This is a genomic window from Kocuria tytonicola (assembly GCF_003687175.1).
Lineage (GTDB): Bacteria > Actinomycetota > Actinomycetes > Actinomycetales > Micrococcaceae > Kocuria > Kocuria tytonicola.
Window position 1 is genome coordinate 138,124 of the sequence record NZ_RDEX01000001.1, and the last position, 26,418, is coordinate 164,541.

At 71.6% G+C, this 26,418-nt stretch carries 25 protein-coding genes; 10 read left to right on the forward strand and 15 right to left on the reverse strand.

Going from position 1 to position 26,418, the window contains the following annotated elements:
* Positions 1-143: 143 nt before the first annotated feature.
* A complete protein-coding gene (locus EAE32_RS00640) occupies positions 144-1,364 on the reverse strand; it encodes an MFS transporter (RefSeq protein WP_121863836.1) in 1,221 nt (406 codons plus the stop codon).
* A 376-nt stretch (positions 1,365-1,740) separates the two neighbouring features.
* On the opposite strand from EAE32_RS00640, the gene EAE32_RS00645 reads away from it, so the two are divergent.
* Positions 1,741-3,345 (forward strand): GMC family oxidoreductase, encoded by a 1,605-nt coding sequence (locus EAE32_RS00645; RefSeq protein ID WP_121863837.1) that lies wholly within the window; start codon positions 1,741-1,743, stop codon positions 3,343-3,345.
* 87 nt (positions 3,346-3,432) lie between these two features.
* On the opposite strand, the gene EAE32_RS00650 is transcribed toward EAE32_RS00645, so the two are convergent.
* From EAE32_RS00650 to EAE32_RS00665, 4 genes are all read right to left on the reverse strand, one after another.
* Positions 3,433-3,639, reverse strand: coding sequence for a cold-shock protein (locus tag EAE32_RS00650; protein WP_012399300.1), 207 nt, complete (start codon positions 3,637-3,639; stop codon positions 3,433-3,435).
* Positions 3,640-3,890: 251 nt separating this feature from the next.
* Positions 3,891-4,973 (reverse strand): alkene reductase, encoded by a 1,083-nt coding sequence (locus tag EAE32_RS00655; RefSeq protein WP_121863838.1) that lies wholly within the window; start codon positions 4,971-4,973, stop codon positions 3,891-3,893.
* Between the two features lie 225 nt (positions 4,974-5,198).
* Positions 5,199-6,605, reverse strand: coding sequence for an aldehyde dehydrogenase family protein (locus EAE32_RS00660; protein WP_121863839.1), 1,407 nt, complete (start codon positions 6,603-6,605; stop codon positions 5,199-5,201).
* 168 nt (positions 6,606-6,773) lie between these two features.
* Positions 6,774-7,724 (reverse strand): AraC-like ligand-binding domain-containing protein, encoded by a 951-nt coding sequence (locus tag EAE32_RS00665; RefSeq protein WP_121863840.1) that lies wholly within the window; start codon positions 7,722-7,724, stop codon positions 6,774-6,776.
* Positions 7,725-7,980: 256 nt separating this feature from the next.
* Here EAE32_RS00665 and EAE32_RS00670 point away from each other — a divergent pair, with 256 nt between their 5' ends.
* Positions 7,981-8,421 carry a PaaI family thioesterase gene (locus tag EAE32_RS00670; RefSeq protein WP_121863841.1) on the forward strand — a complete coding sequence of 147 codons (441 nt, stop codon included), beginning with the start codon at positions 7,981-7,983 and terminating at the stop codon, positions 8,419-8,421.
* Positions 8,422-8,520: 99 nt separating this feature from the next.
* Here EAE32_RS00670 and EAE32_RS00675 read toward each other — a convergent pair whose 3' ends face one another.
* The 3 genes from EAE32_RS00675 to EAE32_RS00685 form a co-directional block, all read right to left on the reverse strand.
* Positions 8,521-9,321, reverse strand: coding sequence for an SDR family NAD(P)-dependent oxidoreductase (locus EAE32_RS00675; protein ID WP_121863842.1), 801 nt, complete (start codon positions 9,319-9,321; stop codon positions 8,521-8,523).
* Between the two features lie 68 nt (positions 9,322-9,389).
* On the reverse strand, positions 9,390-11,051 hold the full coding sequence (locus EAE32_RS00680; protein WP_121863843.1) for an amidohydrolase: 1,662 nt from the start codon (positions 11,049-11,051) through the stop codon (positions 9,390-9,392).
* A gap of 25 nt (positions 11,052-11,076) precedes the next feature.
* Positions 11,077-12,480, reverse strand: a complete 1,404-nt coding sequence (locus tag EAE32_RS00685) for an MFS transporter (RefSeq protein ID WP_121863844.1) — start codon at positions 12,478-12,480, stop codon at positions 11,077-11,079.
* Between the two features lie 83 nt (positions 12,481-12,563).
* Between EAE32_RS00685 and EAE32_RS11655 the strand changes: the two genes are divergently transcribed.
* On the forward strand, positions 12,564-12,788 hold the full coding sequence (locus tag EAE32_RS11655) for a hypothetical protein (RefSeq protein ID WP_124035140.1): 225 nt from the start codon (positions 12,564-12,566) through the stop codon (positions 12,786-12,788).
* Here the strand turns inward: EAE32_RS11655 and EAE32_RS00690 are convergent.
* The 4 genes from EAE32_RS00690 to EAE32_RS00705 form a co-directional block, all read right to left on the reverse strand.
* Complete coding sequence (locus EAE32_RS00690) at positions 12,785-14,605, reverse strand: choline/carnitine O-acyltransferase (protein ID WP_121863845.1); 1,821 nt, start codon at positions 14,603-14,605, stop codon at positions 12,785-12,787. The genes EAE32_RS11655 and EAE32_RS00690 overlap by 4 nt on opposite strands.
* 42 nt (positions 14,606-14,647) lie before the next feature.
* A complete protein-coding gene (locus tag EAE32_RS00695; RefSeq protein ID WP_121863846.1) occupies positions 14,648-15,856 on the reverse strand; it encodes an aminotransferase-like domain-containing protein in 1,209 nt (402 codons plus the stop codon).
* 189 nt (positions 15,857-16,045) lie between these two features.
* Entirely contained in the window at positions 16,046-16,681 is a 636-nt protein-coding gene (locus EAE32_RS00700; protein ID WP_124035141.1) for a TetR/AcrR family transcriptional regulator, read from the reverse strand.
* Positions 16,682-16,826: 145 nt separating this feature from the next.
* Complete coding sequence (locus tag EAE32_RS00705) at positions 16,827-17,498, reverse strand: DedA family protein (protein WP_121845362.1); 672 nt, start codon at positions 17,496-17,498, stop codon at positions 16,827-16,829.
* A gap of 104 nt (positions 17,499-17,602) precedes the next feature.
* Here EAE32_RS00705 and EAE32_RS00710 point away from each other — a divergent pair, with 104 nt between their 5' ends.
* The 5 genes from EAE32_RS00710 (at position 17,603) to EAE32_RS00730 (ending at position 21,748) form a co-directional block, all read left to right on the forward strand.
* Positions 17,603-18,052: a pyrimidine dimer DNA glycosylase/endonuclease V gene (locus EAE32_RS00710; protein ID WP_121863847.1), complete on the forward strand. Its 450-nt coding sequence runs from the start codon at positions 17,603-17,605 to the stop codon at positions 18,050-18,052.
* A 132-nt stretch (positions 18,053-18,184) separates the two neighbouring features.
* On the forward strand, positions 18,185-19,111 hold the full coding sequence (locus EAE32_RS00715) for a DNA-3-methyladenine glycosylase family protein (RefSeq protein WP_121864733.1): 927 nt from the start codon (positions 18,185-18,187) through the stop codon (positions 19,109-19,111).
* On the forward strand, positions 19,108-19,632 hold the full coding sequence (locus tag EAE32_RS00720; protein WP_121863848.1) for a methylated-DNA--[protein]-cysteine S-methyltransferase: 525 nt from the start codon (positions 19,108-19,110) through the stop codon (positions 19,630-19,632). The genes EAE32_RS00715 and EAE32_RS00720 overlap by 4 nt, the downstream gene beginning before the upstream one ends.
* A complete protein-coding gene (locus tag EAE32_RS00725; RefSeq protein ID WP_121846654.1) occupies positions 19,629-20,867 on the forward strand; it encodes an Nramp family divalent metal transporter in 1,239 nt (412 codons plus the stop codon). The genes EAE32_RS00720 and EAE32_RS00725 overlap by 4 nt, the downstream gene beginning before the upstream one ends.
* Before the next feature lie 266 nt (positions 20,868-21,133).
* Entirely contained in the window at positions 21,134-21,748 is a 615-nt protein-coding gene (locus EAE32_RS00730) for a class I SAM-dependent methyltransferase (protein ID WP_121846653.1), read from the forward strand.
* Positions 21,749-21,854: 106 nt separating this feature from the next.
* Here EAE32_RS00730 and EAE32_RS00735 read toward each other — a convergent pair whose 3' ends face one another.
* The 3 genes from EAE32_RS00735 to EAE32_RS00745 form a co-directional block, all read right to left on the reverse strand.
* Positions 21,855-22,295, reverse strand: a complete 441-nt coding sequence (locus EAE32_RS00735) for a DoxX family protein (RefSeq protein ID WP_424321722.1) — start codon at positions 22,293-22,295, stop codon at positions 21,855-21,857.
* Positions 22,292-22,714 carry an organic hydroperoxide resistance protein gene (locus EAE32_RS00740; RefSeq protein ID WP_121846652.1) on the reverse strand — a complete coding sequence of 141 codons (423 nt, stop codon included), beginning with the start codon at positions 22,712-22,714 and terminating at the stop codon, positions 22,292-22,294. Before EAE32_RS00740 ends, EAE32_RS00735 begins: the two co-directional genes overlap by 4 nt.
* A 350-nt stretch (positions 22,715-23,064) precedes the next feature.
* Entirely contained in the window at positions 23,065-24,294 is a 1,230-nt protein-coding gene (locus tag EAE32_RS00745; RefSeq protein WP_121864734.1) for a flavin reductase family protein, read from the reverse strand.
* A gap of 413 nt (positions 24,295-24,707) precedes the next feature.
* Here EAE32_RS00745 and EAE32_RS00750 point away from each other — a divergent pair, with 413 nt between their 5' ends.
* Together EAE32_RS00750 and EAE32_RS00755 are read left to right on the forward strand one after the other, a co-directional pair.
* Positions 24,708-26,030, forward strand: coding sequence for an amidase (locus tag EAE32_RS00750; RefSeq protein WP_121863849.1), 1,323 nt, complete (start codon positions 24,708-24,710; stop codon positions 26,028-26,030).
* A 47-nt stretch (positions 26,031-26,077) separates the two neighbouring features.
* Positions 26,078-26,374: a hypothetical protein gene (locus tag EAE32_RS00755; RefSeq protein ID WP_121863850.1), complete on the forward strand. Its 297-nt coding sequence runs from the start codon at positions 26,078-26,080 to the stop codon at positions 26,372-26,374.
* Positions 26,375-26,418 lie beyond the last annotated feature (44 nt).

Below are 26,418 nucleotides of genomic sequence, written 5' to 3' on the forward strand. Positions count from 1 at the left end.
GCCCCCGAGCGGCGGGTTCGCAGGCTGTTCAGGGGGGACAGCCGCTCCGGTGCTCCCCTGATGTGTGGTGGCGGTGGGTCCGGAATCCGCAGTCATGGGTTCATCATGGCCCGGACGTGCCTGGGGAGCCACCGCGGCGGCGCTCACACCACCCGGCGCGCGACCTCCCGCGGCCGCGTCACGTGCATCGCCACCGCGGCCACCAGTCCCGTGAGCCCGGCGCCCAGGGTCAGCAGGAACCCCCGCTGCGGCACCTCGGACAGCACTCCACCGAGCGCCGAGCCGAAGGACACCCCCAGCACCAGGCATGTGGTCAGTGTGGTCATCACGCTCGCGATCCGGTGTGACGGTGCTGCATGCTCGCCCCGCGTGTATGCGCTCACGAGCATGGACCCCACCCCCAGCCCGGCCAGGGCGAACAGGACGCCGAGCACCAGGGGACCCGGGATGCTGAGCAGCAGCAGCGACGTCGTGGACACCAGCAGCGCGCCCACGGCCACGCGCAGGGAGAGCGGAAGCCGTTGCGGGAGCCGGGACACCAGGACGCTGGCCAGGGCGCTGCCCACGCCCATGCAGCCGTAGATGACCCCCGTGTAGCCCTCGGTGCCGCGCGCCGTGTTGATGGCGGTGAGCGCGGTCTGGGTGGAGCCGAACACCGTGCCCACGCACAGGCACGCGAGCATGGGCGGCAGCACCAGGGTCCACCGGATCCGCGGTGCGATCCCGTCCGTCACGTCCATGGTGTGGGTGTCCACGGTGAGCCCGCGCCGTCGCAGCAGGTACACGATGAAGCACCCCTGCCCCAGCACCACCCACCCCATGAGCAGCAGCAGTGCGGGGTTCGGCCCGAACAGCCCCAGCAGCACACCCGCGATCACGGGCCCCAGGATGAAGCCCACCTCGTCGCACGCGGTCTCGTACCCCAGCGCCCTGCTCACGAGCCCCGGCAGACGACGCCGCCGCGCCAGCGCCGACCAGCGCGCCCTCGCAATCGCGCCCACCTGCGGGTTCGCCGAGCCGATCACGGCGGCGCACACCAGGATGAGTGCGTGCGGGGCGTCGTGGAGCACCACGGCGAGCAAGGAACCCATGCCGATCAGCTGGACGACCGTGGCACCCAGCACCACGGGCAGGGGGCCGAACCGGTCCACGAGTCCGCCCACCGCGGGCGCACCGATCGCAGAGCCCAGGCCCGCCGCGGCCACGGTCATTCCGGCGAGCCCCAGACCCAGACCGGCTCCGCTCACGTAGAGCAGGAGCCCCAGCTGCACCGTGGCGGCGGGGAGACGGCCGATCAGTGCGGTGACGAGGAAGGGCCAGCCACCCACGGCGGGCAGGGACAGGGCGGATCGCGATGATGTCATGAACAGGCTCCGGGGTAGGGCGAACGGCCGCGCACCCGACCACACGCGCGGAGAATCCCCTGGCAACACCGCTGATCCTACCGGGAGTGCCACGCGGCCAGGTCGTCTCCGCACGGTCGGTTCCGGGCAGAGGGGGCGATGCAGGATGCCGACACGGGCCCCACGGCGAGCTGCGAAGTGGAGCAAACGCAGCGGCGTCGGCGAGAATCCACAGTTGCTCAGTTTTTGCAGCGAGGGCTGGGGACGGGGAGTGCGCGCGTCAGGGGGGTGTGTGTTCTGGCGGCTCGGAGGCGTCCCGCGCCGGGCCCGCACGCATCCCCAACACCTCTGCACTCCACACCCACACACGCTGTGGCACACCCCACACATTGGGAGCATGACCAGCACAGCACAGGACCCCCGCCACATCGTGGTGGTGGGCGCAGGAACCGCAGGACCCATCGTTGCCGGGCGTCTGGCGGAGGCCGGGCACCGCGTCACCCTCCTGGAAGCCGGTGGGGAGGACACCAATCCGGCCATCGCCTCCCTCTCCCGCATGGGCGAGCTGTGGCACGGACGGGAGGACTGGGACTACTTCACCGTGGCCCAGGAGCACGCGTCCGGCCGGGTCATCCACTGGCCGCGGGGGCGGGTGCTGGGCGGCTCCCACGCCCTCAACGCCGCCATCTGGGTGCGCGGCAACCCGCTCGACTACGACGACTGGGCGGCGGCGGGCTGCGACGGCTGGGCGTGGAGCGACGTCGCCCCGGTGTTCGAGGCACTGGAGGCCTACGAGGGCCCCACCAAGGACGACGACGCCGCAGCACCCCGCGGCACCGACGGTCTCGTTCCCGTGGTGGGCAGCTACCAGCGCAACCCGATCTTCGACGCGATCATCGCGGCGGCCGAAGCTGTGGGAGTGCCTTTCAACGAGGACTACAACGCGGGGCCGCAGGAGGGCATCTCCCAGGAGCAGCTCACGGTGCGGGGCACCAGGAGGGTGACCACGTACACGTCCCACGCGAAGCCGTGGGTGGCGCGCGGCGCCATCGAGGTGCGCACGGGTGCCGTGGTGGAGCGCCTCATGGTGGCGGACGGCCGAGTGACCGGGGTGCAGCTGCACGCCGGGGCGATCGCCGAGGTGGAGGGCGTGGACGCCTCCGAGCCCACGGCGGGTCAGGACAACGGGGGCGAGGTGATCTCCGCGGACGAGGTGGTGCTGTGCGCCGGGGCACTCGACACCCCCAAGATCCTCATGCGCTCGGGGATCGGCCCGGCGGAGCACCTGCGGGAGGTGGGGATCGAACCAGTGCTGGACCTGCCCGGCGTGGGGGAGAACCTGCACGACCACCTCCTGGTGCCGGTGATCGCGGAGGCCACGGCCCGGCGCATCGAGCACCCGGAGGACGAGATCGCCGTGACCCAGACCCACCTGTTCTGGCGCTCCTCCGAGGACCAGGACCGTCCGGACACCCAGCCCCTCCACTTCTGCGTTCCCATGTACGACGACTGGATGCAGGGCCCGGCCAACGCGTTCACGCTGCACACGGGCCTCACCCGCCCGTACTCGCGGGGCCGGATCACCCTGACCGGGCCGAGCAGCACGGACCCGGCGAACTACGACCCCAACATCTTCTCGGACCCCCGGGACCGGGAGGCGCTGCGGGTCTCCCTGCGGCAGGGGCGTGCCATGGTCGCGGCCCCGCCCCTGGCGGATGAGTGGGGTGCCCGGGAGATCTACCCCGGCGAGGGCGAGATGGACGAGGCGGCCGAGGACGCCTACATGGACCGCGCCGTGACCACCTACCACCACCAGGTGGGCACGTGCCGCATGGGAACGGACGAGCTGGCCGTGGTGCACCCCGCCACCCTGCAGGTGCACGGCATGGCGGGCGTGCGGGTGGTGGACGCCTCCGTGATGCCGTTCATCACCAACGGCAACACCAATGCCCCCTCCGCCATGATCGGGGAGAAGGGGGCACGGATGCTGCTGGGCAGGTGAGCCGGAAAACCACAAAGACGCCCTGCCGTTATCGGCAGGGCGTCTTTGTGGTTTTCCGACGGCTGCTCGCCGTTCAGGAAATGATGATCAGGAGATCACCGAGATGTTCGTGGCCTGCAGGCCGCGATCGCCCTGCTGCACCTCGAACTCCACCTTGTCGCCCTCGTTGAGCGAACGGAAGCCGCCGGAGTTGATGCCGGAGAAGTGGGCGAAGACGTCGTCGGAGCCGTCCTCGGGGGCGATGAAGCCGAAGCCCTTGTCAGCGTTGAACCATTTGACGGTGCCAGTAGTCATGTCAGACCTGCCTTTTCTGCAAGAAAGTGAGCACATCCCGAATTTCGGGGGCTCGGCGTTGCGATGCTTGCCATGAACGTTTCTTCAGAAAAACCGCCGCACCATGGTTGGTGGGTACTGCTTAAAATACAAAACGAAACTTCAACAACTGATATTCAACCTACTGCCTCCACTTCCCGGAGTCAACCCAGCCGGCCAGAGACCCCGCGTGCCGCGTCCTCATCAGCTCGCACGAGGCACGCGGCTTGGGCTCAGATCCGCTCCGTGGCGAACGGGTAGTCCACGTACCCCTTCGTGCCACCCAGGTAGAAGGTCTTGGGGTCCGGCGTGTTCAGTTCCAGGCCCTCCCGCCAGCGCTGCACCAGGTCCGGGTTGGCGATCAGCTCACGCCCGACCATCACACCGTCCGCCAGGTCAGACGCCATGATGTGCTCGGACTCGGCCAGCTCGGTGTACTCGCTGAAGCCGCTGTTGAGGTAGAACGCGCCTTCGAACTGGCCGCGCAGCTCCTGCACGAACTCCCCGTCGATGTCCTTGTGCAGCACGGACAGGTACGCCAGTCCCAGGTCCCGCAGGCCGGAGAGCAGCGCGGCGTAGGTGGCGCGGACGTCGTCGTGGTCGTCCTCGACGGCGCCCTGCACGTTGTGCTCCGGCGAGATCCGCAGGCCCACACGCTCCGCCCCGATCTCCTGGGCGACGGCGCGCACCACCTCCACGACGAAGCGCGCCCGGTTCTCCGGGGAGCCGCCGTACTCGTCCGTGCGGTGGTTGGCGGAGGGGGCCAGGAACTCGTGGAGCAGGTAGCCGTTCGCGCCGTGGATCTCCACGCCGTCGATCCCGGCGTCCACGGCGCGGCGGGCGGCGGAGACGAACTCCTGCCGGATCCGGGGGAGCTCGTCGGCCTCGAGCGCGCGGGGCACGGGGATGGGCTGCTTGCCGCTGGGCACGTGGGTGCTCTGGTCGATGCCCACGGCACTCGGGGCCTCCGGAGTGGACCCGCCCGTGAGCTCGGGATGGGACACGCGACCGGCGTTCATGACCTGCATGAACACCACGCCGCCCTTCTCGTGCACGGCCTCCGCCACGCGGGACCAGCCCAGGGCCTGCTCGGCGGTCTCGATCCCGGCCTGGCCCCAGAACCCGCGGCTCGTCACGGCGGGGAACGTGCCCTCGGTGACGAGCAGGCCCACGGACGCACGCTGCGCGTAGTACTCCACGTTCATGTCCTTGGGCACGCCGTCCTCGTCGGAGCGCATCCGGGTGAGCGGCGCCATGGCCACGCGGTTCCTGAGCTCGAAGGCTCCTACGGTGATGGGGTCGTACAGGGTGGGCATGCGGTTCCCTCCGGCGAGATCGGTTGCCATGTCGGTTGTGCAACACCTATCCCTGCCACACCATTCCCGCGGAAAGTTCCTGGGGGCCCCGGCGACGCCGCGCCCGCCCCCTTCCTCGGCCGCACCCGGAAACGACGACGACGCCGTCCGGGCACCATCACGTGCGCGCCCCGGACCGCCGGAGCTGTCCGGGGCGCGCACGCCGTCGTGCACGGTGGAGCGGGCTCAGCGGGAGATGACCTTGCTGGCCGCCACGGACTTGAGCCCCTCGACACCGAACTCCAGGCCGAAGCCGGACTTCTTGATGCCGCCGAACGGGATGCGGGGGTCCACGCCGCCGTGCTTGTTGATCCACACGGTGCCGGCCTCCAGCCGCTGGGCCACGGCCATCGCGTTCTCGGTGTCAGAGCTCCACACCGAGGCGCCGAGCCCCACGTCCAGGCCGTTGGCCATGGCGATGGCGTCCTCCACGTCCGAGTACTTCACGATGGGCAGGGCCGGGCCGAACTGCTCCTGCGTGACCAGGGGGTTGTCGTTGGGCAGGTCCGCCACGAGCGTGGTGGGGTAGAAGTACCCGGGCTGGTCCTCCTGCGGGTCCCCGCCGATCAGCACCCGGCCGCCGCCGTTCCTGGCGTCCTCCACCAGACCCGCCACGATGTCGTACTGCTGCCTGTTCTGCAGCGGGCCGAGCACGTTCTGCTCCTCGCGCCCGTTGCCCATGGGCATCTGGCGCGCCACGTCCACGAGCGCCTCGCACACGGCGTCGTACACGTCCTCGTGGACGTACAGCCGCTTGAGGGCGGCGCACGTCTGGCCGGTGTTGATGAAGGCGCCCCAGAAGAGGTCACCGGCGATCGCCCGGGGGTCCACGTCCGGGAGGACCACGCCGGCGTCGTTGCCGCCGAGCTCCAGGGTGAGGCGCGCCAGACCGTCCGCTGCGGATCGCATGATGGCCTGACCGGTCCTGGTGGAGCCCGTGAACATGATCTTGTCCACGCCCTCGTGGGAGGACAGGGCCTTGCCCACCTCACCGCCGCCGGGGACCACGTGCAGGACGTCCGCGGGCAGCGCCTGGTTGAGCACGTGCACCAGGCCCAGCACGGACAGCGGGGTGTACTCGGAGGGCTTGACCACCACGGTGTTGCCCATGCGCAGGGACGAGGCCACCTGCCACACGGTGATCATCATGGGCCAGTTCCACGGCCCGATGGCCCCCACGACGCCGAGCGGGACGTAGTGCATCTCGGCGTGGCCGAACTCGTCGTCCACGAGCACCTCGGGCTCCAGCGGGAAGTCCGCGCTGGCCCGCAGCCACGCCACGCAGCCGCCCACCTCGAACGCGGCGTTGGGACCGTTCTTGATGGGCTTGCCCTGCTCGCGGGACAGCAGCTCGGCGAGCGCCTCGGCGTGGGCCTCCACGGCGTCCGCGGCCTTGTGGAGGCACTCGGAGCGCCTGGCGTGACCCAGTCCCGCCCAGTCCGGCTGGGCCGCACGGGCGGCGGCCACGGCGGCGTCGAGCTCCGCGGTGGTGGACTCGTGGGCGCGGCCGACCACCTCGCCGGTGGCGGGGTCCAGGATCTCGCGGCCGGACGGGTCGGTGATGGCCGAGAGCAGGTCCTGACAGGTGTTCACGGGGGCTCCTCGTGGGGTAGATGGGGCCGGCGCGGGCGCGCTCGGGCGACTGCTCCCATTGTGCCGGGAATCACACGGGTGCGCGCCGATCTCACACGTGACCGGCAGTCCACGACAACCCCGATGCACGGAGCGACAACCCCGCCACCTGGGTGGTGTGATGAGAGCTCAGGACTGCGCCAAGAGGCGGCGCCGGTAGGCGGAGGGCGTCTCCCCGAACTCGGCCTTGAAGCTCTTGCTCACGTGGGCGGGGTCCACGAGGCCGTGGCGGGCGCTGATGGTGTGCACGGTCTCCGCGCGGTGCGCCGGATCCGCGAGGTCCGCGCGGATGGCGGCCAGGCGCACGGCGCGGATGTGGGCGACCACGGTGAGGTGCTGGGCGGCGAAACGGCTGTGCAGCTGCCGGACCGAGACGTAGAGCGCGCGGGCGATCGAGCCCGGGGAGAGCTCCGGGTCCGCCAGGTGGTCCGCGATGTACGCGGTGGCCTGCTGCACGAGCAGGTCCCCGGCGCCTTCCTGTGCGGGGTCCAGGACCTCCGCGGAGAGCACGCTGACCAGCATGTCCAGGGCCGAGCGCACGAGTTTGCGGGCGTGCGGCCCGTGGAGCACGTCCATGTTGTGCGCGAGGTTGCGGAACAGAGGGACGGCCACGCGGCCCAGGCCCTCGTCCTGGCTGATGCGCTGGGCCGTGACAGTGTCCAGCTGCGCGGGAACCAGCTGCACCACCGAGCGGGGGAATGTCATGACCATGCTGTGCTGGGGGCCGTCGAACACCAGCTCGTACGGCCGGTACGCCGCATAGAGCCCCAGGCTTCCCGGGCGCAGCACGCACTCCCGCCCGTCCTGGCGCAGCCGGGCTGCCCCCTCCAGCTGCAGGCTCAGCTTGAGGTACTCCCCCGAATCCCGGGCCACGAGCTCCGGGGTGCGCTGCACGCGGTGGGGGCCGGTGGTCATGTCGAAGAGGTGGACGTCGTCCAGTTCCACCGTGGTGAGGTCCGCACGGAACTCGTTCTCCGCGGGCGCGGTGATTCGCACGGCCGCAAAGGAGGCATTGATGATGGTCCGCCACTGGGTCATGGTGAGACCCGCGTGGCGACCCGTGACTCCCTGACCGGCCATGCGCCCCCCTCTCCGATCCACCCTGCAGCCCGGCAGGCCCGTGCTCGCATGCTACGCCCGCCGCTCGCGACGGCACCGCACAGGCGAGCGGGGCTGGGAAGGCGCCGCGCGGCGTCGTCCTCCCACGGTGCTGTCACCGGGGCGGCCGGGGCATTGCCTGCCCCTACAGTGTTCTCAGACCGCGCCGCCCGCCCGCCCTCGGGCACGGCCCCCGGGTCCGCGCCGCTGCGGGCCGAGCCTCGACCGAAGGACCACCATGTACGCCGATCCCACCGACATGAACGCCATCCGCGAGCTGCTGCACGAGATCCTCCGCAACGACCCCGCCCCGCTGCACCTGGGGATCGAGCTGGGGGAGATCGAGCAGGGGAAGGTGAGCATGTCCATGGCCGTCTCGGACTTCATGGCCAACGGCCACGGCATCTGCCACGGCGGGTACCTGTTCACGCTCGCGGACACCACGCTCGCCTACTGCTGCGCCACGGCGGGCGCGCCGATCGTCACGCGCAACGCCGAGATCACGTTCACGGCCCCCGCGCACACCGGGCAGACCATCACGGCCACCGCCACACGCCGGGTGAACTTCGGCAGGAACCAGATCTGCGACGTCGTGCTGGAGGCCGACGGTCGCGTGGTCGCCTACTTCACGGCCCAGGGCACCACCCCGCCGGCCCCGAAGTCCCAGGTGCAGGCCTGACGGCACATCCCCGGACGACGACGATCCCCGCACCACCCGGAGAGGGTGACGCGGGGATCGTCGTACCGGGCGGCGGACCGGGACCCGCGCGGAGCGGACTCAGACCGCGGACCACCCGCCGTCGGAGGGCAGGACGGCGCCGTTGATGTTCACGCCGTCGTCGCTGGCCAGGAAGCAGATGGAGGACGCCAGGTGGGCCGCGCTGGCCACGCCCGGCATGTTCGCCTGGACGGTGGCCAGGCGCGCGCCGCCGAACTGCGAGGCGTCCTTCGGGATCTGGATGCCCGTGGCCACGCCGTCCGGAGCCACCACGTTGAAGCGCAGCCCGGAGGTGGCGTACATGAACGCGCAGTTGCGGGTCATGCCGATCACCGCGTGCTTGGACGCCGTGTAGGCGATGCCCGCGGCGGAACCGCGCAGCCCCGCCTCGGAGGCCAGGTTCACCACGCTGCCGCGCCCGGCCTCGAGCATGAGCGGGACCACCGCGCGGGTCAGGCGCATCATGGCCTCCACGTTCACGGCGAACACGCGCTGCCACGTGGCGTCCGTGACCTCGTGCACCGGGGCGAAGTTGTCCATGATGCCGGCGTTGTTCACGAGCGCGTCGACCCGCCCGTCCGCCGCGGCCACGACCTTCTGCGCGGCGTCCTCCTCTGTGAGGTTCGCGGTGACCGGCACGAGGTTCTCACCGAGCTCCTCCGCGAGGCTCTTCAGCCCGTCCTCGGCGAGGTCCACCGCGACCACGCGGCCGCCCTCCGCCACCACACGCGTGGCCGCGGCACGGCCGATGCCCGACGCCGCTCCGGTCACCACCACGGTCTGCCCGGCGAAGCGCTCGGGCGTGGCCTTCTCCACCCACTCGGCGTTCAGCATCGGGGGCACAGCAGGATTCTCGGACATGATGATCTCCTTCGATCTCAGGTTGTGGATCCTTGGCGGGCAGTGTGCCGGGCCACGGGTGTCGCGGCTCAGACGGAGTCCGTGCGGTGCACGATCCGCCCGTCGCACACGGTCAGCTCCGCGGTGACGTCCTGCAGCTCTCGAACGTCCACCTCGAAGGGGTGACGGTCCAGCAGCACCAAGTCTCCCAGGAACCCCTCCGCAATACAGCCCGTCCTGCGCTCCTCGAAGGACGCCTTCGCGGCCTCCACGGTGTACGCGTCCAGGGCCTCGGCCACGGTGATGTTCTGCGCGGTGTCCGTGACCTGCCCGGACACCGTCCTGCGGGTCACGCACGCGGAGATCCCGAGCCACGGGTTCGCGGTGGTCACGGGGAAGTCCGAGTTGCACGGCGCCACGATCCCCCGGTCCAGCAGGGTACGCATGGGGTACGTGCGCGCCATGCGTTCCGGTCCCAGGTTCTTCACGTAGGAGTCCCCGAGCTCGTGCACGAACGCCGTGGAGGCCGCCGCGATGATCTTCCCCTCCGCCAGCCGCCGCAGGTCCTGCTCCGTGGGCAGCGCACAGTGCTCCACCCGGTGACGACGCCGCGTGACCGCCTGCTCGTAGGCCACCTCCGGGTCCTCGGCCTCCCGGGCGACCTCCCGGCCCGCCCCCTCGATGAGGTCCAGCGCCTGCTCCACGGCGCGCTCCCCGATCCCGTGGATGGCCAGCCGCAGCCCGTTGCGCAGCGCCTGGGCCGCCATGGGCAGGATCTGGGGGGTCTCGTAGTAGAGGATCCCGCGGGAGTCGGTGCCCTCGAAGGGCTCCGCCACCGCCGCGGTCCTCCCGCCCACAGAGCCGTCCAGGATGAACTTCATCCCCTGGATCCGCACCATGTCGTCCCCGAGCCCGCTGCGGATCCCGGTGCCGATCACCTCGTCGTAGCTGCCGTGGAAGTCCCCGAGCTTCAGGGCGAAGTACCACGGTCGGAACCGGGTGGTGAGCTCTCCGGCCTCCTGCAGCCGCAGGTAGGTCCCCATCTCCAGGGGCCCGGTGCTCATGTCGTGCACCGTGGTGAGCCCCCACGCGGCGAAGTCCTCCTGGGCCACGCGCATCCCCGCGAGCAGCTCGTCCGCGCCGCTCACGGGCAGGTCCGCCAGGGACATGGCCGTCTCCTGCAGCAGACCCGTGGCCTCCCCGGCCGCGTCCCGCACGATGCACCCGCCCGCGGGGTCGGGGGTGTCCGCGGTGATGCCCATGCGCTCCAGGGCCGCGGTGTTCACCAGGGCCATGTGGGCGCACGTGCGCTTGAGGTACACCGGGTGCTCGGGGGCGGCCTCGTCCAGGTCCGCGCGGGTGGGGCCACCCCCGTCCATGCGGTGCTCGTCGTAGCCCCAGCCGATCACCCACTGCCCCGGTTCCGTCTGCTCGGCGGCCTCCCGGATCGCCGCGACGACGTCGCCCGCTCGCGGTGTCACGGACGGGCGGCAGTCCGCGTTCAGGGCCAGGCGGGCGTAGAGCCCCGGGTGGCCGTGGGTCTCGATGAGACCGGGCATGAGGTACCGCCCGCCCGCGTCCACGACCGGCGCACCCGGTGCCGTGCGGCGTCGTGCCTCTGCGGCGTCCCCCACGAAGGCGATGACGCCGTCCCGGACCACCACGGACTCCGGTGCGGAACGGTACCGGCCGCCGGGGCGGTGCACCACGGCGTCCAGGACGGTGATGCTGCGTGCGGGCTGCTCGTTCATGCGTTGCTCCTCGTCTCCACCGGGGTCACCGGTTCAGCAGGTCTCCCGAGATCTGGTCCACGTTCTGCTCCTCGTCCCGGCGGATCACGCGACGCGCGCCGATCGACGACGCCAGGGAGATCAGAGCGAGCGCCAGCAGCAGGAGGGTGGGCCCGGTGGACGTCCCACCGGTGACCCCCAGGATCCATGCGGCGAGCGCGGGCATGAACCCTGCCACGACGCCCGCGATGTTGGCGCACAGCGCAATGGCCGAGTAGCGCACCTTCACGGGGAAGAGCTGGGTCAGCACGGTGCCCACGGGGGCGTAGGGGATGGAGGCGAAGCCGATGCCCAGCACCATGGCTGCGGTGATGAGCACGGTGCTGCGCGTGTCCACGAGCCAGAAGATGGGGAACGCCAGGACCGCGGCAATTGCGTAGCCCACCACCACCACGATGGACGGGGAGGTCCGGTCCGCCACCTTGCCCGCGATCGTCATGGTCACGATCTCCGCCACGGCGCCCCACGTGATCGCGGTGAGGATCACGGTGGAGGGCACACCCAGCTGCTGGGTGGCGTAGCTGATCATGAACGTGGTCAGCACGAAGAACCCGGCGTTGCCGAAGAGGTACGTGCCCACGCCGATGGCGAGCCGCCCGGGGACCGTGCGGAGGATCTCCAGGACCGGGAGGCCCTCCTTCTCGGAGGAGGCGGCGCGGGCGGCCTGGGCGTCCTTGTAGTCGTCCGTCTCGTCCACGCGCAACCGGATCCAGATGCCCACGACCACCAGCAGGATCGAGAGCAGGTATGGGATGCGCCACGCGCCCTCCAGGAACTTCTCCCCGGACAGCGCCACCACCGCGGCGACGATCATCGAGGAGAGGATGGTGCCCGTGGGAGAGCCCAGCTGCACCACCGCGCCGTAGAAGCCGCGCTTGCCCTCGGGGGCGTTCTCCACGGCCAGGAGGGTGGCTCCGCCCCACTCACCCCCGGCAGCCATGCCCTGGACGAAGCGCATCGCGGCCAGCAGGACGGGCGCCACGATGCCCGCCGTCTCGTACGTGGGCAGCACGCCGATCAGCGCGGAGGCCACCCCCATGACCACGATGGTGACCATCAGGATGGTGCGCCGGCCCAGCCGGTCCCCGAAGTGCCCGGCGAGCAGCGCGCCGATGGGACGCGCGATGAACCCGATGCCGAAGAGCAGGAAGGACTGGATGGTCCTGAGCACGGGATCGTCACCGCCGAAGAACAGCGGCGCGAAGACGATGGAGGCGGTGGTGCCGAACAGGAAGAAGTCGTACCACTCCAGGGACGTTCCCACGTAGGCGCCGATGAGCGCCCGGCGGGCCTTGCGGGGATCGTGCGCGCGGACCGCCGGAGCACCCGGCGTGTGGTCCGCGGTGCCGTGGCCGGCGGGGCCCTCGGGGCCGCTGACGATGTGGGACATGGCAACCTCTGGATCGGGGAGGAGGGAACGGGACCGCGCGGCGCTCACTGGGCCACCGCGCTGTGACTCCTGCCTGCCACTATGTGACCCGGACCGCACACCGTCAACTGCGGCGAGCACACGGGTTCACCGGACGGGGCACGCCGGCACCGGTCAAGGACCAGACCGCGCGCGAGCGCACCGTGGGCATGGCCCGCGGGCAGGAGCAGGCGTGCCTCGCGGACCAGCGCACCCAGCCGCAGCCCGCGGACGGCGGGATCGGCGCCCTGACGGACGTGCAGGGCCGGGAGCCGGACACCGGCAACTAGCCCTGCAACGTCCCCACGAACTCCCACAGCGTCCGCGCGGCCGTCGTGAGGTGGTGCGCGAAGCCCTCCAGGTCCTCGCTGGTGTCCCGGCGGTGGTTCACGCAGAACTCGTAGCCCTCGGGCCACGTGGTGTAGGTGACACCGAACCCTTCGGGCGTGGTGGGCGCAAAGGCGAACCGCACGATCCGGTCCGGCCCACCGATCGACGTGGTGGACAGGAAGTCGTGGCGCAGCGCGGCGAGCGCCGGGGAGTCGAAGAACGGGGAGGGCTCCCCCAGCCGTTCCGCCGTCATGGCGAGGCCGAGCAGGTGGCGGTCCACGCCGTGGGCACGCTTGCAGGCCTTGACCCAGTCGCGGGGGGCGTTCAGCGCCGCGCGGAAGAGCTCCTCGGTGGCCGTGCCCTCGTGCAGGGCGCGCACGAACTCCACCGCCTGCGGGGTCACGGGGCGCAGGCACTCGGTGCGCCCCGCCCGGAACTCGCGCATGTCCACGGCCTCGTACACGCCGCGCACCCTGCCGTACGTGGCCAGCTGGGCGAGGAGCATGATGAACTGCTGCGCGGCGTCGTCGCTGATCCGGAAGGGCAGCTCCGCACGGTGCGGGCGGGGCGTGAACACGCGGTGCACGCCCAGCAGGGCGGACCGGGAACGGTACTCCGCCACCGCGCTCACCAGCTCGTCGCGCAGCGGCGCGTCCAGCTGCCACGCGAGCGCTTCCGGAGCCGGGACCCCCGCGGCGGGCGGCTCGTCCGGGACCACGGCGTCCTGCAGCGCGCCCGCCACGGCCAGGATGGTGGCGCCGTCCACGGTGCTGTGCTCCACGAGCATGGCCAGCCAGTCGTCCTCCAGGCACACCTCGTACGTGATGGGCTTGTAGGCCCACGCGTGCCCCACCTCGAACGCCGCGCGCTCCAGGTGCTCGTCCGTCTCCGCGGCGGCCTCCACCACGTTCACCATGAACAGCATGCGCGTGATGCGCTCGTACACCCCGGCGTTGTGGGGGTGCTCGGTGAGCCGCTCCAGCAGCGGCGCGGCGGTGCCGCTGCCCAGGTAGGACAGCGCCCCGAACGGCAGCTCGTGCTCGCGCGGTTCGTCCCGCCCGAGCACCGCGCGCAGCCCCGCCGCGAGCGAGCGCAGCGGCAGGGGCTCGAGCCGTGCGGTGCTCACCGGCACCGCGTACAACCGCCCGCGGTGGATCACCCCGATCTCCACGGTCTCCCCCGCGGACGTGCCGGTGCCGTGCGTGCCGCGCGTCGCGGCGTCGTCGGCCGTGGAGACGATGTCCGCGCGCGTTTCCGCGCCACCGGCACCCGCCCCGGGGGACGACGCCGCACGGCCCGGTCCGCGGATCTCGTCCCGCTCCGGACGGGGGTGCCTGATCCCGCCGGCCAGGCACTCCCACTGGTCCATGCTCACGGGGTTGCCCCGAGGGTCGACCTCCTGCGGGGTCTCCCCGCGCAGCTGCCGCAGGTGCACCTGCGCGGCGCGGTGGACGAGCTCGGCGGCACGGCCGGGACCCGGCGCGCCGAAGTCCCCGGTGATCTGGAAGCCCACGCTCGTGCTCAGCGGCAGGGGCGTGCGGACCGTGAGGTAGCCGTCCAGCCACTGCCGGGAGAGCCAGCTGCGTCCCTCGGTGTCCTCCGCGCGGGCGAACTCCTCCAGGGCCTGCTGAAGCCGGGGGCCCTCCTCGGAGCCGAAGCGCCGCGCCTCACGCTGGGTGCGCTCCAGGGTCTCCCCGTCCACGAGGGGCTCCACCGCGGTGAGGAACCGGGACAGCGTGTCCTCCAGGGGCGGGACGGGCAGCGGCTTGACGCTCATCGGGTGTCCTTTCGGCGGGCGGGACGGCGGTCGGCTGACCGGTCAGCCCCGTTCGGCCTCGTAGCGTTCCAGGGCGCGGCGCAACCGGTCCACGCCCTCCCGGATCTTCTCGGGTCCGTGGGTCACGAAGGACAGCCGCATGGTGGAGGTGTCGGGGTCGTGGGCGTAGAAGGACTCCCCCGGCACGAAGGCCACCCCCTCCGCCACGGCCAGCTGCAGCAGGCGGGTGGTGTCGATCCCGTGCCCCAGGCGCACCCACAGGAACATGCCGCCGTCCGGGCGGGTGATCTGCGCACCGGCGGGCAGCACCGTCTCGAGCTCGGCGTACATCGCGCGGGCCCGCTCGGCGTAGACGGGACGGACGCGCTCGAGGTGCGCCTCGACGTCGGCGGTCTCCAGGTAGCGGGCCACCGCCAGCTGGTCCGGGACCGGGGACTGCAGCCCGATGGCCTGCTTGGCCACCGTGAGCGTGAACTGGATGGGGCCCTCGGAGCGCATCCACCCCACGCGCACACCCGGTGCGATGATCTTGGAGACCGAGTTCAGCAGGATGGTCTGCGCGGACATCCCCGGCAGGGACGCGATGGGCGCCAGCGGCTCGCCCGTGTAGCAGAGCTCGCCGTACGGGTCGTCCTCCACCAGGGCGGTGCCCGTGCGCCGCAGCACGTCCGCCACGGCCTGGCGCCGCTCCACGGACATGCAGATGCCGGAGGGGTTCTGGAAGGAGGGGATGAGGTACACGAACTTCGGGGCGTGCTCCCCGATGAGCCGCTCCAGCTCGTCCGGGAGCACACCGTGCTCGTCCGTGGGGACGCCCACCATGTGCGCGCCGTTGAGGTCGAAGGCCTGCACCGCGGCCAGGTACGTGGGGCGCTCCACCAGGATGGTGTCCCCCGGGTTCACGAGCGCCTGGGCCACCACGAACAGCCCCTCCTGGGATCCCGTGGTCACCTGGATCTGCTCCGCCGTGGTGGGCAGGTGGCGGCTGATGCGGCGGGCGGCCTGCTCGCGCAACTCCCGCTCCCCCTCACTGGACGCGTACTGCAGGGCGCGCTGGGGCTGGTGCTCGAACACCCAGTCGTAGGCCGCCTTGATGTCCGCCACCTCGAAGTACTCGGGGTCCGGGACACCGCCCGCGAAGGAGATCACCCCCTCCCTGGACACCACGTCCAGGAGGTCGCGCACGGGTGAGGAGTCCACCCCGCGCAGACGGTCGGCAATGCGGAACGAGAAGGTCTCCGAAGTGCTCATGCCGCCATTCTCCCACCGGCCCCGCCGCCGTCCGCCACCGTGGGCGGCTGTGCCGCGCCGCGGTCCGAGGGCGGCACCCGGAGTCCGGGGCTGCGGCTGCGGCTGCGGCTGCGGCTGCGGCTGCGGCTGCGGGGACCGTGCCACGCGGGCGCGCGGACCGGTGCGGGCACTTCCATCCCGGCTGACTCCTCAGGGACGGTGCTCCAACGGGGTGTCCACGTGCCAGGCCCGCAGCAGCGCGGTGACATGCTGGTCGTAGGCGGCATCGGCGTCGACCTCCGGATCCGGGATCACGGGCCGGGTCATCTCGATGGCGATCCACCCGTGCACACCCGTCCACAGGGTGGCCCCGATCCGCGACACCGGGACGTCGTGGAACGACCCCTCCCGGATGCCCAGGCGGATCAGCTCGTTCATGGGCCGCATGGCCTCGACGATGTACTCCCGCTGCCTCGCGCTGCTCTCCTCGGCAACGGTCCTCGCCCAGGCCTCACCCCGGCCCAGCATCACGTGGTACAGCTCCGGGTAGGCCAGTGCCCACGTCCTGCTGGCCCTCCCCATCTCGAGGAGGTTGGCCAGGGGGGCGCGGTCGGCGATGGCGGACCCCTGGGCGAGGCGGTAGCTCTGGACGGCCTCCTCGCGCACCGCCGCGATCAGCGCGTCCCGGCTGCCGAACATCGTGTAGATGGCAGTGGTGGAGCAGCCGTGCTTCGCGGCGAGCGGCCGGAGGGAGACGGACTCGACGCCGCCGGCCAGGATCTGCTCAGCGGCGTCGCGGATCAGTGCCGAACGGGTGGTCTCATCGAACTTCCGGGGGCGCGCCACACGGACAATGCTACTGGTCAAACGGTGAATACGAGGTGGCTGACGGCCGAAAATTCACACCTGTTACGTTGGACACACCACGCTCCCGCCACGACGCCGCCCGGCCGGCTCCCACGCGGACCCCGCCCCGCCGGCGGCTCGCCCCTCAGACGGATCCGTGCGCCGCCCGGTTGCGGCGGACGCGCCGGAGGACCCACCAGGCCACGAAGAAAACCACCGCGACCACCACGACGCGCGAGAACACCCCGGCGTACTGCTCCGCGACGTGCCAGTTCTCCCCCAGGTAGTACCCCGCGAGCACGAAGACGGTGTTCCAGATCAGGGACCCGGTGGCGCTGAGGAGCAGGAAGATGCCCAGCGGCATGCGCTCGATCCCGGCGGGCACGGAGATCAGGGAACGGAAGATGGGGATCATCCGCCCGAAGAACACGGCCTTGCGGCCGTGGCGGTCGAACCACGCCTCGGTGCGGTCCAGGTCCGCGAGGTCCACGAGCGGCATGCGGTCCACCACGGTGCGCAGGCGGCGTCGTCCGAGGACCGCACCGATCCAGTAGAGGGCGGCGGCCCCCACGACCGAGCCGAGGGTGGTCCAGAAGATCGCGCCCGCCACCGTGAAGCCGCCCTGGCTCGCGGTGAAGCCTGCCAGCGGGAGGATCACCTCGGAGGGCAACGGCGGGAAGAGGTTCTCCAGCGCCACGAGCAGTCCCGCGCCGGGTGCCCCGATGGTCTCCATGACGTCCACCACCCAACCGGCGATGCCGGAGAGCTGCGTGCTCTGCTCGGATGCTGTGGCGGCCAGGGTGAGGGGCAGGGGCATGAGGGAGTTCTCCGCGCGTGGTCGTCAGGGGAGGTCCCCACGCTACGGGAGCGGGCTGGGGACCGGCTTGGAGGTTCCGGGGTGTTCCACGGTTGAATGGGGGCATGCGTCTGTGGTCAGTTCACCCGTCCCTGCTGGACCGCCGCGCCCTGGTGGCGTGCTGGCGGGAGGGGCTGCTGGCCCAGAAGGTGCTGCGGGGAGAGACGAAGGGCTACACCCGCCACCCGCAGCTGCAGCGCTTCCGGGCCACGAGCGACCCGGTGCTGTTCGTGGCCACGTACCTGCACGGCGTCGCGGACGAGGCCGACCGCCGCGGCTACAGCTTCGACCGCACCCGGCTGGTGCGGGAGGCGAGCTCCGAGCCGCTGTCCATCACCGTGAGCACGGGGCAGCTGCGCTACGAGTTCGAGTTCCTGCTGCAGAAGGTGCTCTCCCGCGACCCCGAGTGGGCCCGGACCGCCCTGGACGGCACGAACCCCGAGCGCGTGCCCACACACCCCCTGTTCGCCCCGGTCCCCGGACCCGTGGCGGACTGGGAGAAGGTCCAGGGCTGACCCGCCCACCGCCGGGTCGGCCTCACCACCCCGTTGCCGCAACCGCACCGCACCCGGGCCTGTTCCCGCCCGCCCGGCGTCCACGGTCCGAGCGGCTGGCGCGCCCGTGCTCCCCGTGGGACTGTGGTGACCATGTCGTCCTTCCGCCGTTCCGGCACCGCCTTCCACGAGGAGGACGTGGCCCTGGAGCATCGGGAGCCGCTGGACACCCGCGAGCTGTTCGTGTGGTTCGCCGTGCACGCGGTGGAGGGCGTGGAGCACGCCATCCCCACCTCCTACTCCCGCACGGTCATGCTGCCCGGAGGCCCCGCATGGTTCCGCGTCCACGACCGCGGCCACGGTCTGCGGCTGCACTCCCGGGTCACCGACCCGACGGATTTGCCGGTGCTCACGGCGCGCGTCCGGCGGCTCCTGGCCCTGGACGCGGATCCCGTGATCGTGGACCGAGCGCTGTCCCGCGTCCCGGAGCTGCGTCCGCTGGTGGCCGCGCGGCCCGGACTGCGCGTGGTCGGGTCCATGGATCCCGAGGAGACGCTGATCCGCACCCTGGTCGGCCAGCAGATCTCCCTGGCCGCGGCCCGCACCGTGCTGGGCGCCCGCACCCGTGAGATGGGAGCGCCCGCCCCCGCGTTCGCCACCGGGCTCACGCAGATGTTCCCCACCGCGCGGGCCCTCGCGGAGCACGGCGAACAGTTCCTGCGCGGCCCACAGGCCCGGATCCGCGCGGTCCTGGGCGCCGCCCGCGCCCTCATCTCCGGCGAGCTGAGCCTCTCCCCGGACGACGACGCCGCCCAGCAGCGTGCCGCGCTCCTCGCCCTTCCCGGGGTGGGGCCGTGGACCGCGGACACAGTGCGCATGCGCGTCCTCAAGGACCCGGACGTGTTCCTCGTGGACGACGGCGCCCTGCGCGCCGGGGCCGCGCGGATCGGTCTGCCCTCCGAGAAGAGGGCGCTCACGGCCTGGGCGCAGGACGCCGCGCCGTGGCGCAGCTGCGCCACCACCCACCTGTGGGGTCCCCTGACCCCGCCGAGCACCTTCACCGAGAGTGAGCAGCCATGACGCATCTCTTCCAGACGATCGACACCCCGGACGGCCCCTTCACCGCCGTCGCCCGGGAGGACGGCGCGGTGCTCGCGTCCGGGTGGACCGCCTCGGTGGCGGAGGCGCTCGCGCGGGTGCGGGCGGCGTCGCGCCCCGGGGACGTCCGGGAGGGTGCCCTGGCAGCAGTGGACGCGGTGCGAGCCTTCTACGCGGGTGACCCCGCCCCCGCGATGGACGTGCCCGTGGACCTGCACGGCACCGACGGCCAGCTCGCCGGATGGGCCGCGCTGCGGCGGATCCCGGCGGGCGACCCGCTGAGCTACGCCGAGTTCGCGCGGGAGCTGGGAAACCCGCGCGCGGTGCGCGCCGCGGCGGCGGTGTGCGCACGCAACCCCGTGGCCCTGTTCGTGCCGTGCCACCGGGTGCTGCGCGCGGACGGCTCACTGGGCGGCTTCGCATGGGGTGAGGACGTGAAGCAGCGCCTGCTGGACCGGGAGGCCGCGCGCCCCGCACGGGGGCGCGGAGGGAGCGAGGGGTGACCACCGGGGTGGCGGAGAACGAGCGGACCGGGCGCTCCGGCCGGCTGCTGGGACCGGCGTTCGTGGCGGCCGTGGCGTACGTGGACCCGGGCAACGTGGCGGCCAACATCACGGCGGGCGCGCAGTACGGGTACCTGCTGGTGTGGGTGCTCGTGGCGGCCAACCTCATGGCCGTGCTCGTGCAGTACCTCTCCGCCAAGCTGGGCCTGGTGACGGGCTCGTCGCTCCCGGAGCTGATGGGAGCGCGGCTGCCGCGGCGTCGCCGGCTGGCCTACTGGGCGCAGGCGGAGCTGGTGGCCGCGGCCACGGACCTGGCCGAGGTGCTGGGCGGGGCGATCGCCCTCCACATCCTCTTCGGCCTCCCGCTGCTGCTGGGCGGGGTCATCGTGGGTGTGGTGTCCATGGGGCTTCTGGCGGTCCAGTCGCGGCGCGGGCAGGGGACGTTCGAGGCGGTGGTGGTGGCGCTGCTGGCCGTGATCACCCTGGGATTCGTCTCGGGGCTGTTCTTCGGGTCCGTGTCCTGGACGGATGCCGCGGCGGGACTCGTGCCGCGCTTCGAGGGGACCCAGACCGTCCTGCTGGCCGCGAGCATGCTGGGCGCCACCGTCATGCCGCACGCCGTGTACGCGCACTCGGCGCTGGCCAGGGACCGGCACGGCGACTCCGTGCCACGGCACGAGCTGCCCCGCCTGCTCACCGCCACCCGCTGGGACGTGGTGCTGTCCCTGCTGGTGGCGGGGTCCGTGAACATCGCCATGCTCCTGCTGGCCGCGGGGAACCTGACCGGTGTGCCCGGCACCGACAGCATCGAGGGAGCCCACGCCGCGATCACCCACGCCCTGGGGCCGGTGGTGGGCATCGCATTCGGCATCGGGCTGCTCGCCTCGGGCCTGGCCTCCACCTCCGTGGGCTGCTACGCCGGGTCCACGATCATGGGCGGACTGCTGCACCGCAGCATCCCGCAGCCGGTGCGGCGCGTGATCACCCTGCTGCCCGCGCTCGCGCTGCTGGCCGCGGGGGTGGACCCCACGCAGGCGCTGGTGCTGTCCCAGGTGGCGCTGAGCGTGGGCATCCCGTTCGCGGTGGTCCCGCTGGTCACCCTCAGCAGCAGCCGCTCCGTCATGGGCGAGCACGCCGCCTCCCGCCCGCTCACGGTGCTCGCGTGGGTGGTGGTGGGGCTGATCGTCGCCCTGAACCTGGCGCTCGTGTGGCTCACCGCCACGGGGCAGGGGTAGGTGCTCTCGCGGCTCCGGCCGCGCGCTCAGGACGACGCCGCCAAGTCACCGCGCGCCCGCCCGGCAGCTGACGACGTCGCCCCTGGGCGCCCCCGCAGCCCAGCACCGGTTGCTGGTCCTGGATGTCCCGCCGCCCGGGACGGGCCGCCCTGCGCCCGCCCGGTGCGGGTGCCGCGCGGGTGATCGGGCGGCGTCGTCGGGGCAGCGCCGTGCGGCCCGGGGCGAACCGAGTGGTTCGCGCAGACCTGCGGTGCGATTCTTGTGCCATGACGCACGAGAAGCCTTCGGAAGAAACCCCCCGGACCGCAGCGGACTGGGACGAGCGCTACGGAACGACCGTCCTCTGGAGCGGTGACCCCAACGGGTCCCTGCTGGCCGTGGTGCCCGAGCTGACGCCCGGCACGGTGCTGGACGTGGGGTGCGGTGAGGGTGCCGACGCCGTGTGGCTGGCCGGGCACGGGTGGACGGTGACCGCACTGGACGTCTCCCGCGTGGCGGTAGAGCGCGGACGGGCCCGCGCGGAGGCCGCCGGAGTGGCGGTCACGTGGGCCGTGGCGGGTTTCGGGGAGCGCGCGCTGGGACAGTTCGACCTGGTCTCCGCGCAGTACCCGGCCATCCCCCGGCACCACGGGACGCGCGTGGAAGAGGATTTCGCCGCGGCCGTGGCCCCGGGCGGCAGGCTCCTGTTCGTCCACCACGAGATGGACGAGGTGCCGCCCGCCGCGGCCGCTCAGGACTACGTGATGCCGCAGCACATGGTGGACCACCTTCGGGCCGCGGGGTGGGAGATCGAACGGGACGAGATCCGCGAGCGCCACGTGAGCGGCGGCGCGGGTCACGGCCACACGAGGGACCGGGTGGTGCTGGCCCGGACGCCGTGACCCGCGGGTGCTCCTGGTGGTGCCCGCCCGGCGGTGAGAGAGCGGCGTCGGCACTGCCGGCGGGCGTCTCGCGGCGCCCCTGCCGGCAGTTCCGACGTCGTGCGCGCTACGTCCGGCGGAGACCCTTCAGTGCGCCGGTGGACCACAGGGCCGCCGCGATCAGCACGGGCTGGAAGAACAGGCGGACCAGGCGCTTGGTGTCCGTGTCCAGGCCGAAACCGTCCCGGTGGTGGATCCACTGGGCCAGGTTGCCGGGGAACACGGCGGCGAAGAAGGCCGCCGCCACGAGACCCACGGTGCCACGCCTCGACCGGGCGGCGACGAGGGAGGCACCCAGCGCGATCTCCACCACGCCGGAGGCCACCACGGTGGTGTCGATGTCCAGGGGGACGAAGTCCGGGACCTGGGCCTGGAACTCGTCCCGGGCGAACGTCAGGTGGCTGACTCCGGCGAACGCGAGGAAGCCGCCCAGGACGGTGCGGACCACGTGGCGCGCGGGGGAGAGCTTCGGGGCCCTGCGGCGCAGCGGTGCTGAGCGGCTCGTCACTCGTCCACCACGGTGACGGTCACGGGGATGTTCCCGCGCGTGGCATTGGAGTAGGGGCACACCTGGTGGGCGGCGTCGGCGAGCTCCTGGGCCTTGTCGTGCTCAAGCTCGGGGATGACCACCTCGAGCTCGACGGCCAGGCCGAAGCCGCCCTCGCCGTTGTCCCCGATCTGGACCCGGGCGCCCACGGCGGAGTCCCCCAGGGAGACCTTCTGCTGGCGGGCCACCATCTGCAGGGCCGAGTGGAAGCACGCGGCGTACCCCGCGGCGAAGAGCTGCTCGGGATTGGCGCCGTTGCCGGAACCACCCATCTCCGTCGGAATGGCGAGGTCGAACTGCAGGGAGCCGTCCTTGAGGGCCACGCTGCCGTCGCGGCCCGCGCCCTGTGCGAGTGCTTCTGCGGTGTAGAGAGCGTTCATGATGATTTCTCCTTCGCTGGCGGAACTGGCAGGTCTCGACCCCCCAAGAACCGAGACCCGCCATGGTGGTGCCGCGCGTGGGTGGGCGCCTCCCGGACCGACGGTCCGTGGCGCCCGCTCATGACACGTGGCCGCCCGCGACGTGCTGCAACACTACGGGGGATTGGATGTGGCACTGGGCGACCGGGATCGATTATAGTTGTACGCGTTTTGGTTGTCCACAACTAACTGGTAGGAATGCGCACCTCCTCGTGGTTAGTGGGACCTGCGGCGCGTCCGGTAACGGCGTCTCACGCCGAGGGGGCGGGACCGCCAGCTCGGCGCTCCCTCCCCGTAAACCTCGGGTCTACTCACGCATCGACCACGGCTGCTCCGTCCCGTCGGCCACCGCCGGAAGTCTCCAGCACGGCCTCCTCCATGTGGGCCACCACCGATTTGGCCTGCTCGATCCAGTTGTGGATCTGCGACCCGGTCACCTGGGGCGGCAGCTGGGCCAGCCGCAGAGTCAAGGTGTAAGCCCCGTCCCGGTCACGGGCGGGCAGAACGAGGGAACCGACGTCGTAGACAGCGTCCGCCTCGAGGTCACGCAGGCTGTAGTCCACGGTGGACTCCACGATCGCCTGCCGGATCTTCCGCTCCTCCGCGGGCGTCAGACGGCCCTTCTCGTAGGCGCGGGACGCCGCATGCATCTCTTCGTAGGCGGCACTGCCCTCCGCTGGCAGGAACGACAGCAGGTACCCCTTCTCCCGGACGAACGCGAGGCGATTGCGGTAGACCTGCTTGGCATCCTCTTCGACCCCGCGAGCCTTGGAGATCCACTTCTCCTGATCTGCCTCGGGCAGATCGAAGACGAACGTGTCACCGATGGGGGGAACGATCGGCACCCGCCGGGCGAGACCGGCCTCCCGGTTCACCCCGGGCGCCACCGCGGAAAGCACCGTGGCCATCTCGTCCTTGCTGATGGCCACGGTGATCCGGGCCTCGCACCCGATGCTCTCCGCGAGCGCCTCGACCGCGGGGCGCGCACGCTCCGCCTCTTCGATGGCCGGCAGCATCTCGTGGTCCATCCGAGCCATGAGCGAGGTGCCCACGAAGCTCCCGTAGCCGCCCTGGAAGAAGATCAACGGCGCCACGGGGTTGGGAACGGCCAGGTCCACGACCGAGCAAAGCGCAATCCAGTGGTCACCAGCGTCCACGGTCTGAACGAGCCGGGCGTCCACCCACGCGACGGATTCCGCCAGCACAGGGTCCCCCGAGGGCGAAGGGAACCAGTCGACGCCCGCGAACTTGTCCTCCCACCGCCGGGCAATGGTCGAGACGAGCTCCTCCTGCTCGCCGCCCAGGATGTTGATGCACAGGGACTCACACTCCCGCAGTCGGGAAAAGGACTTGGAGGACTTCATCGGCATGAAGGAGACGAGGGGCGGGTCGAGGGACACGGAGCTGAAGGTGCCGACCACCATGGCCAGCAGCTCCCCGTCCTCGGCGCGGCCGGTCACGACTGCCACCCCGGTGGGATAGTTCCCCATGACCTCACGGAACAAGCCTGCATCGATGTCTTTGGTCGTATAGTCGCTCATGCTGGTCCTCCTACGGTTACCAGTGCAGAAATTGGTGTGCTGGCCGTCGTCCGTGCGCGGGCTGGTCTTCTCGCGGCCTGTCGTGCCGTACGTCCGGAGCGGGAAGCAGAGGACGGTCGGAGCCCCCCCGAACGAGTCGGCGACCACCCTGGCGGCGCGGTGCGCGCGCAGGGGGTCTCGGTGGACCGCCGGACGGTCGTCCACCACGGAGATGCTCCCGGTCCTCTGCTGAACCACGGCTGGTCTCCTCCCCGGTCCGGATCCGGTGCCGGACTCTCCGGCACGTGGGTGTCCTCACGGTGGTTCAGAAGCTATTCCGCGTCTTCCCTACGTTCCTAGGAGGGAAACCTTTACTGTCCTCTGGCCGGGAACGCGGGCAAGATGGGGTGGACGTCACATTCCGAGGGGGACTGATGAGCGCCAACACGTCGGACTCGATTGCGCGGGAACTGCAGGCTGCCCCGCTGGAGACCCAGGTGCGCGCGGTGCATGAACGCGCGGTGACCGTCTCCGACCTCGTCCGTGCCACTCGGGCGGCCATCCGCGACCACGAGTCGGCGCTGCACGCGTGGGTCGCCCTCTCCCCGGATCTTGAGGCCGAGGCCGCATCGGTGGGCACGGACCCGGGGACACACCCGATGGCCGGCGTCTCCGTGGGCGTGAAGGATCTGATCGACGTCGCCGGCCTGCCCACCCGCGCCGGCTCACCCACCACCTCACCGGACCCCGCGCCCGAGGACGCGCCGTGCGTGTCCCGACTGCGCAAGCTGGGGGCGGTCGTGCAGGGAAAGACCATCACCACGGAATTCGGGTACTTCACCCCCGGGCCCACCACGAACCCCCATGCCGCGGACCACACGCCCGGCGGCTCGTCGAGCGGCTCGGCCGCCGCCGTGGGCGCGGGCACCATCGGCCTGGCCCTGGGAACACAGACGGCGGGATCGCTCACGCGTCCGGCGTCCTACTGCGGCGCAGCCGGGATGGTTCTCGCCCACGGGGCCGTGGACCTCAAGGGAGTCACTGGACTCAGCCCGTCCCTGGACTCCCTGGGCATGCTCACTCGGACCGTCGAGGATCTTCGCTGGGCCCATGCGGCGTTCTGCGGTCCCACGGCCCGTGGTGCCGCAGAAGCCGCACCGCCGGGGAGGGCCCTGCTCTGGGACGGCAGCCACCTGGACACGCTGGACCCCGCGATGACGGCTCTGCTGCGGCGACTTCCGGCACTCCTGGGTCGCCTCGACCAGGACGTCGCAGTCCTGCAGTGGGACGACCACGTCCAGAGCCTGGCGCAGGACCACGCCACGGTCATGGCACACGAGGCCGCCCGGAGCCTCGAGCAGGAATGGGAGCGGTGCAGGCAGGACCTCGGCGCGTCCCTGCGGAAGCTGCTGGAACAGGGACGCGAGATACCGGAGGCTGAGTGCACCGCCGCCCTCATCCGTCGGGATCGCTCACGCCAGCTCCTGGAGGAGATCCTGACTCCCCCGTCCTACATCGTGGGGCCCGCAGCCCTGGGACCCGCTCCCGCGGGACTGGCAGCCACGGGCTCACCCGTCCTGAGCCGCCCATGGCAGCTGCTCGGACTTCCCGTGGTCGTGGTGCCCGGCGCGCGCACCTCCTCGGGACTGCCCCTGGGTGTCCAGGTCGTCGGTCGGCCAGGACGCGAGGGTCAGCTCCTCGACATCGCCCACGGGCTGGAGCACTTGTTGCGGCAGCAACCCTCGATACCTGATTGAGCACACACCCCCGGCTGTAGAATTCAACTCTGGAAAGGACCACGGACATGCTTACTCCCCGCCCCGTCAACCACCACACGATGTTCCTCACCTGCTACGAGGACACCTTCAACTACGGGTGGCACCACGTGGACCTATTCGTCCACGACGAACACGGGCGCGAGGTGAACTGGGTGCACTGGACCGTGGAAGCGGACGGCCCGGAGGCGGCCGACGAGTCCGTGCGCCGGGAGGAGCCCCTGCTGCGGCGCACCTCCCCGTGGGAGGAGAAGTTCAGCGCCGTGGGCATGCGCTACTGGACCGCCGACGCCGAGTGGCCGGACGAGCAGTCCGAGGCCGCGTAGCCCGCCGCAGGTTCCCCCGGGGCCAGCTCCGGCCCCGGGGCCAC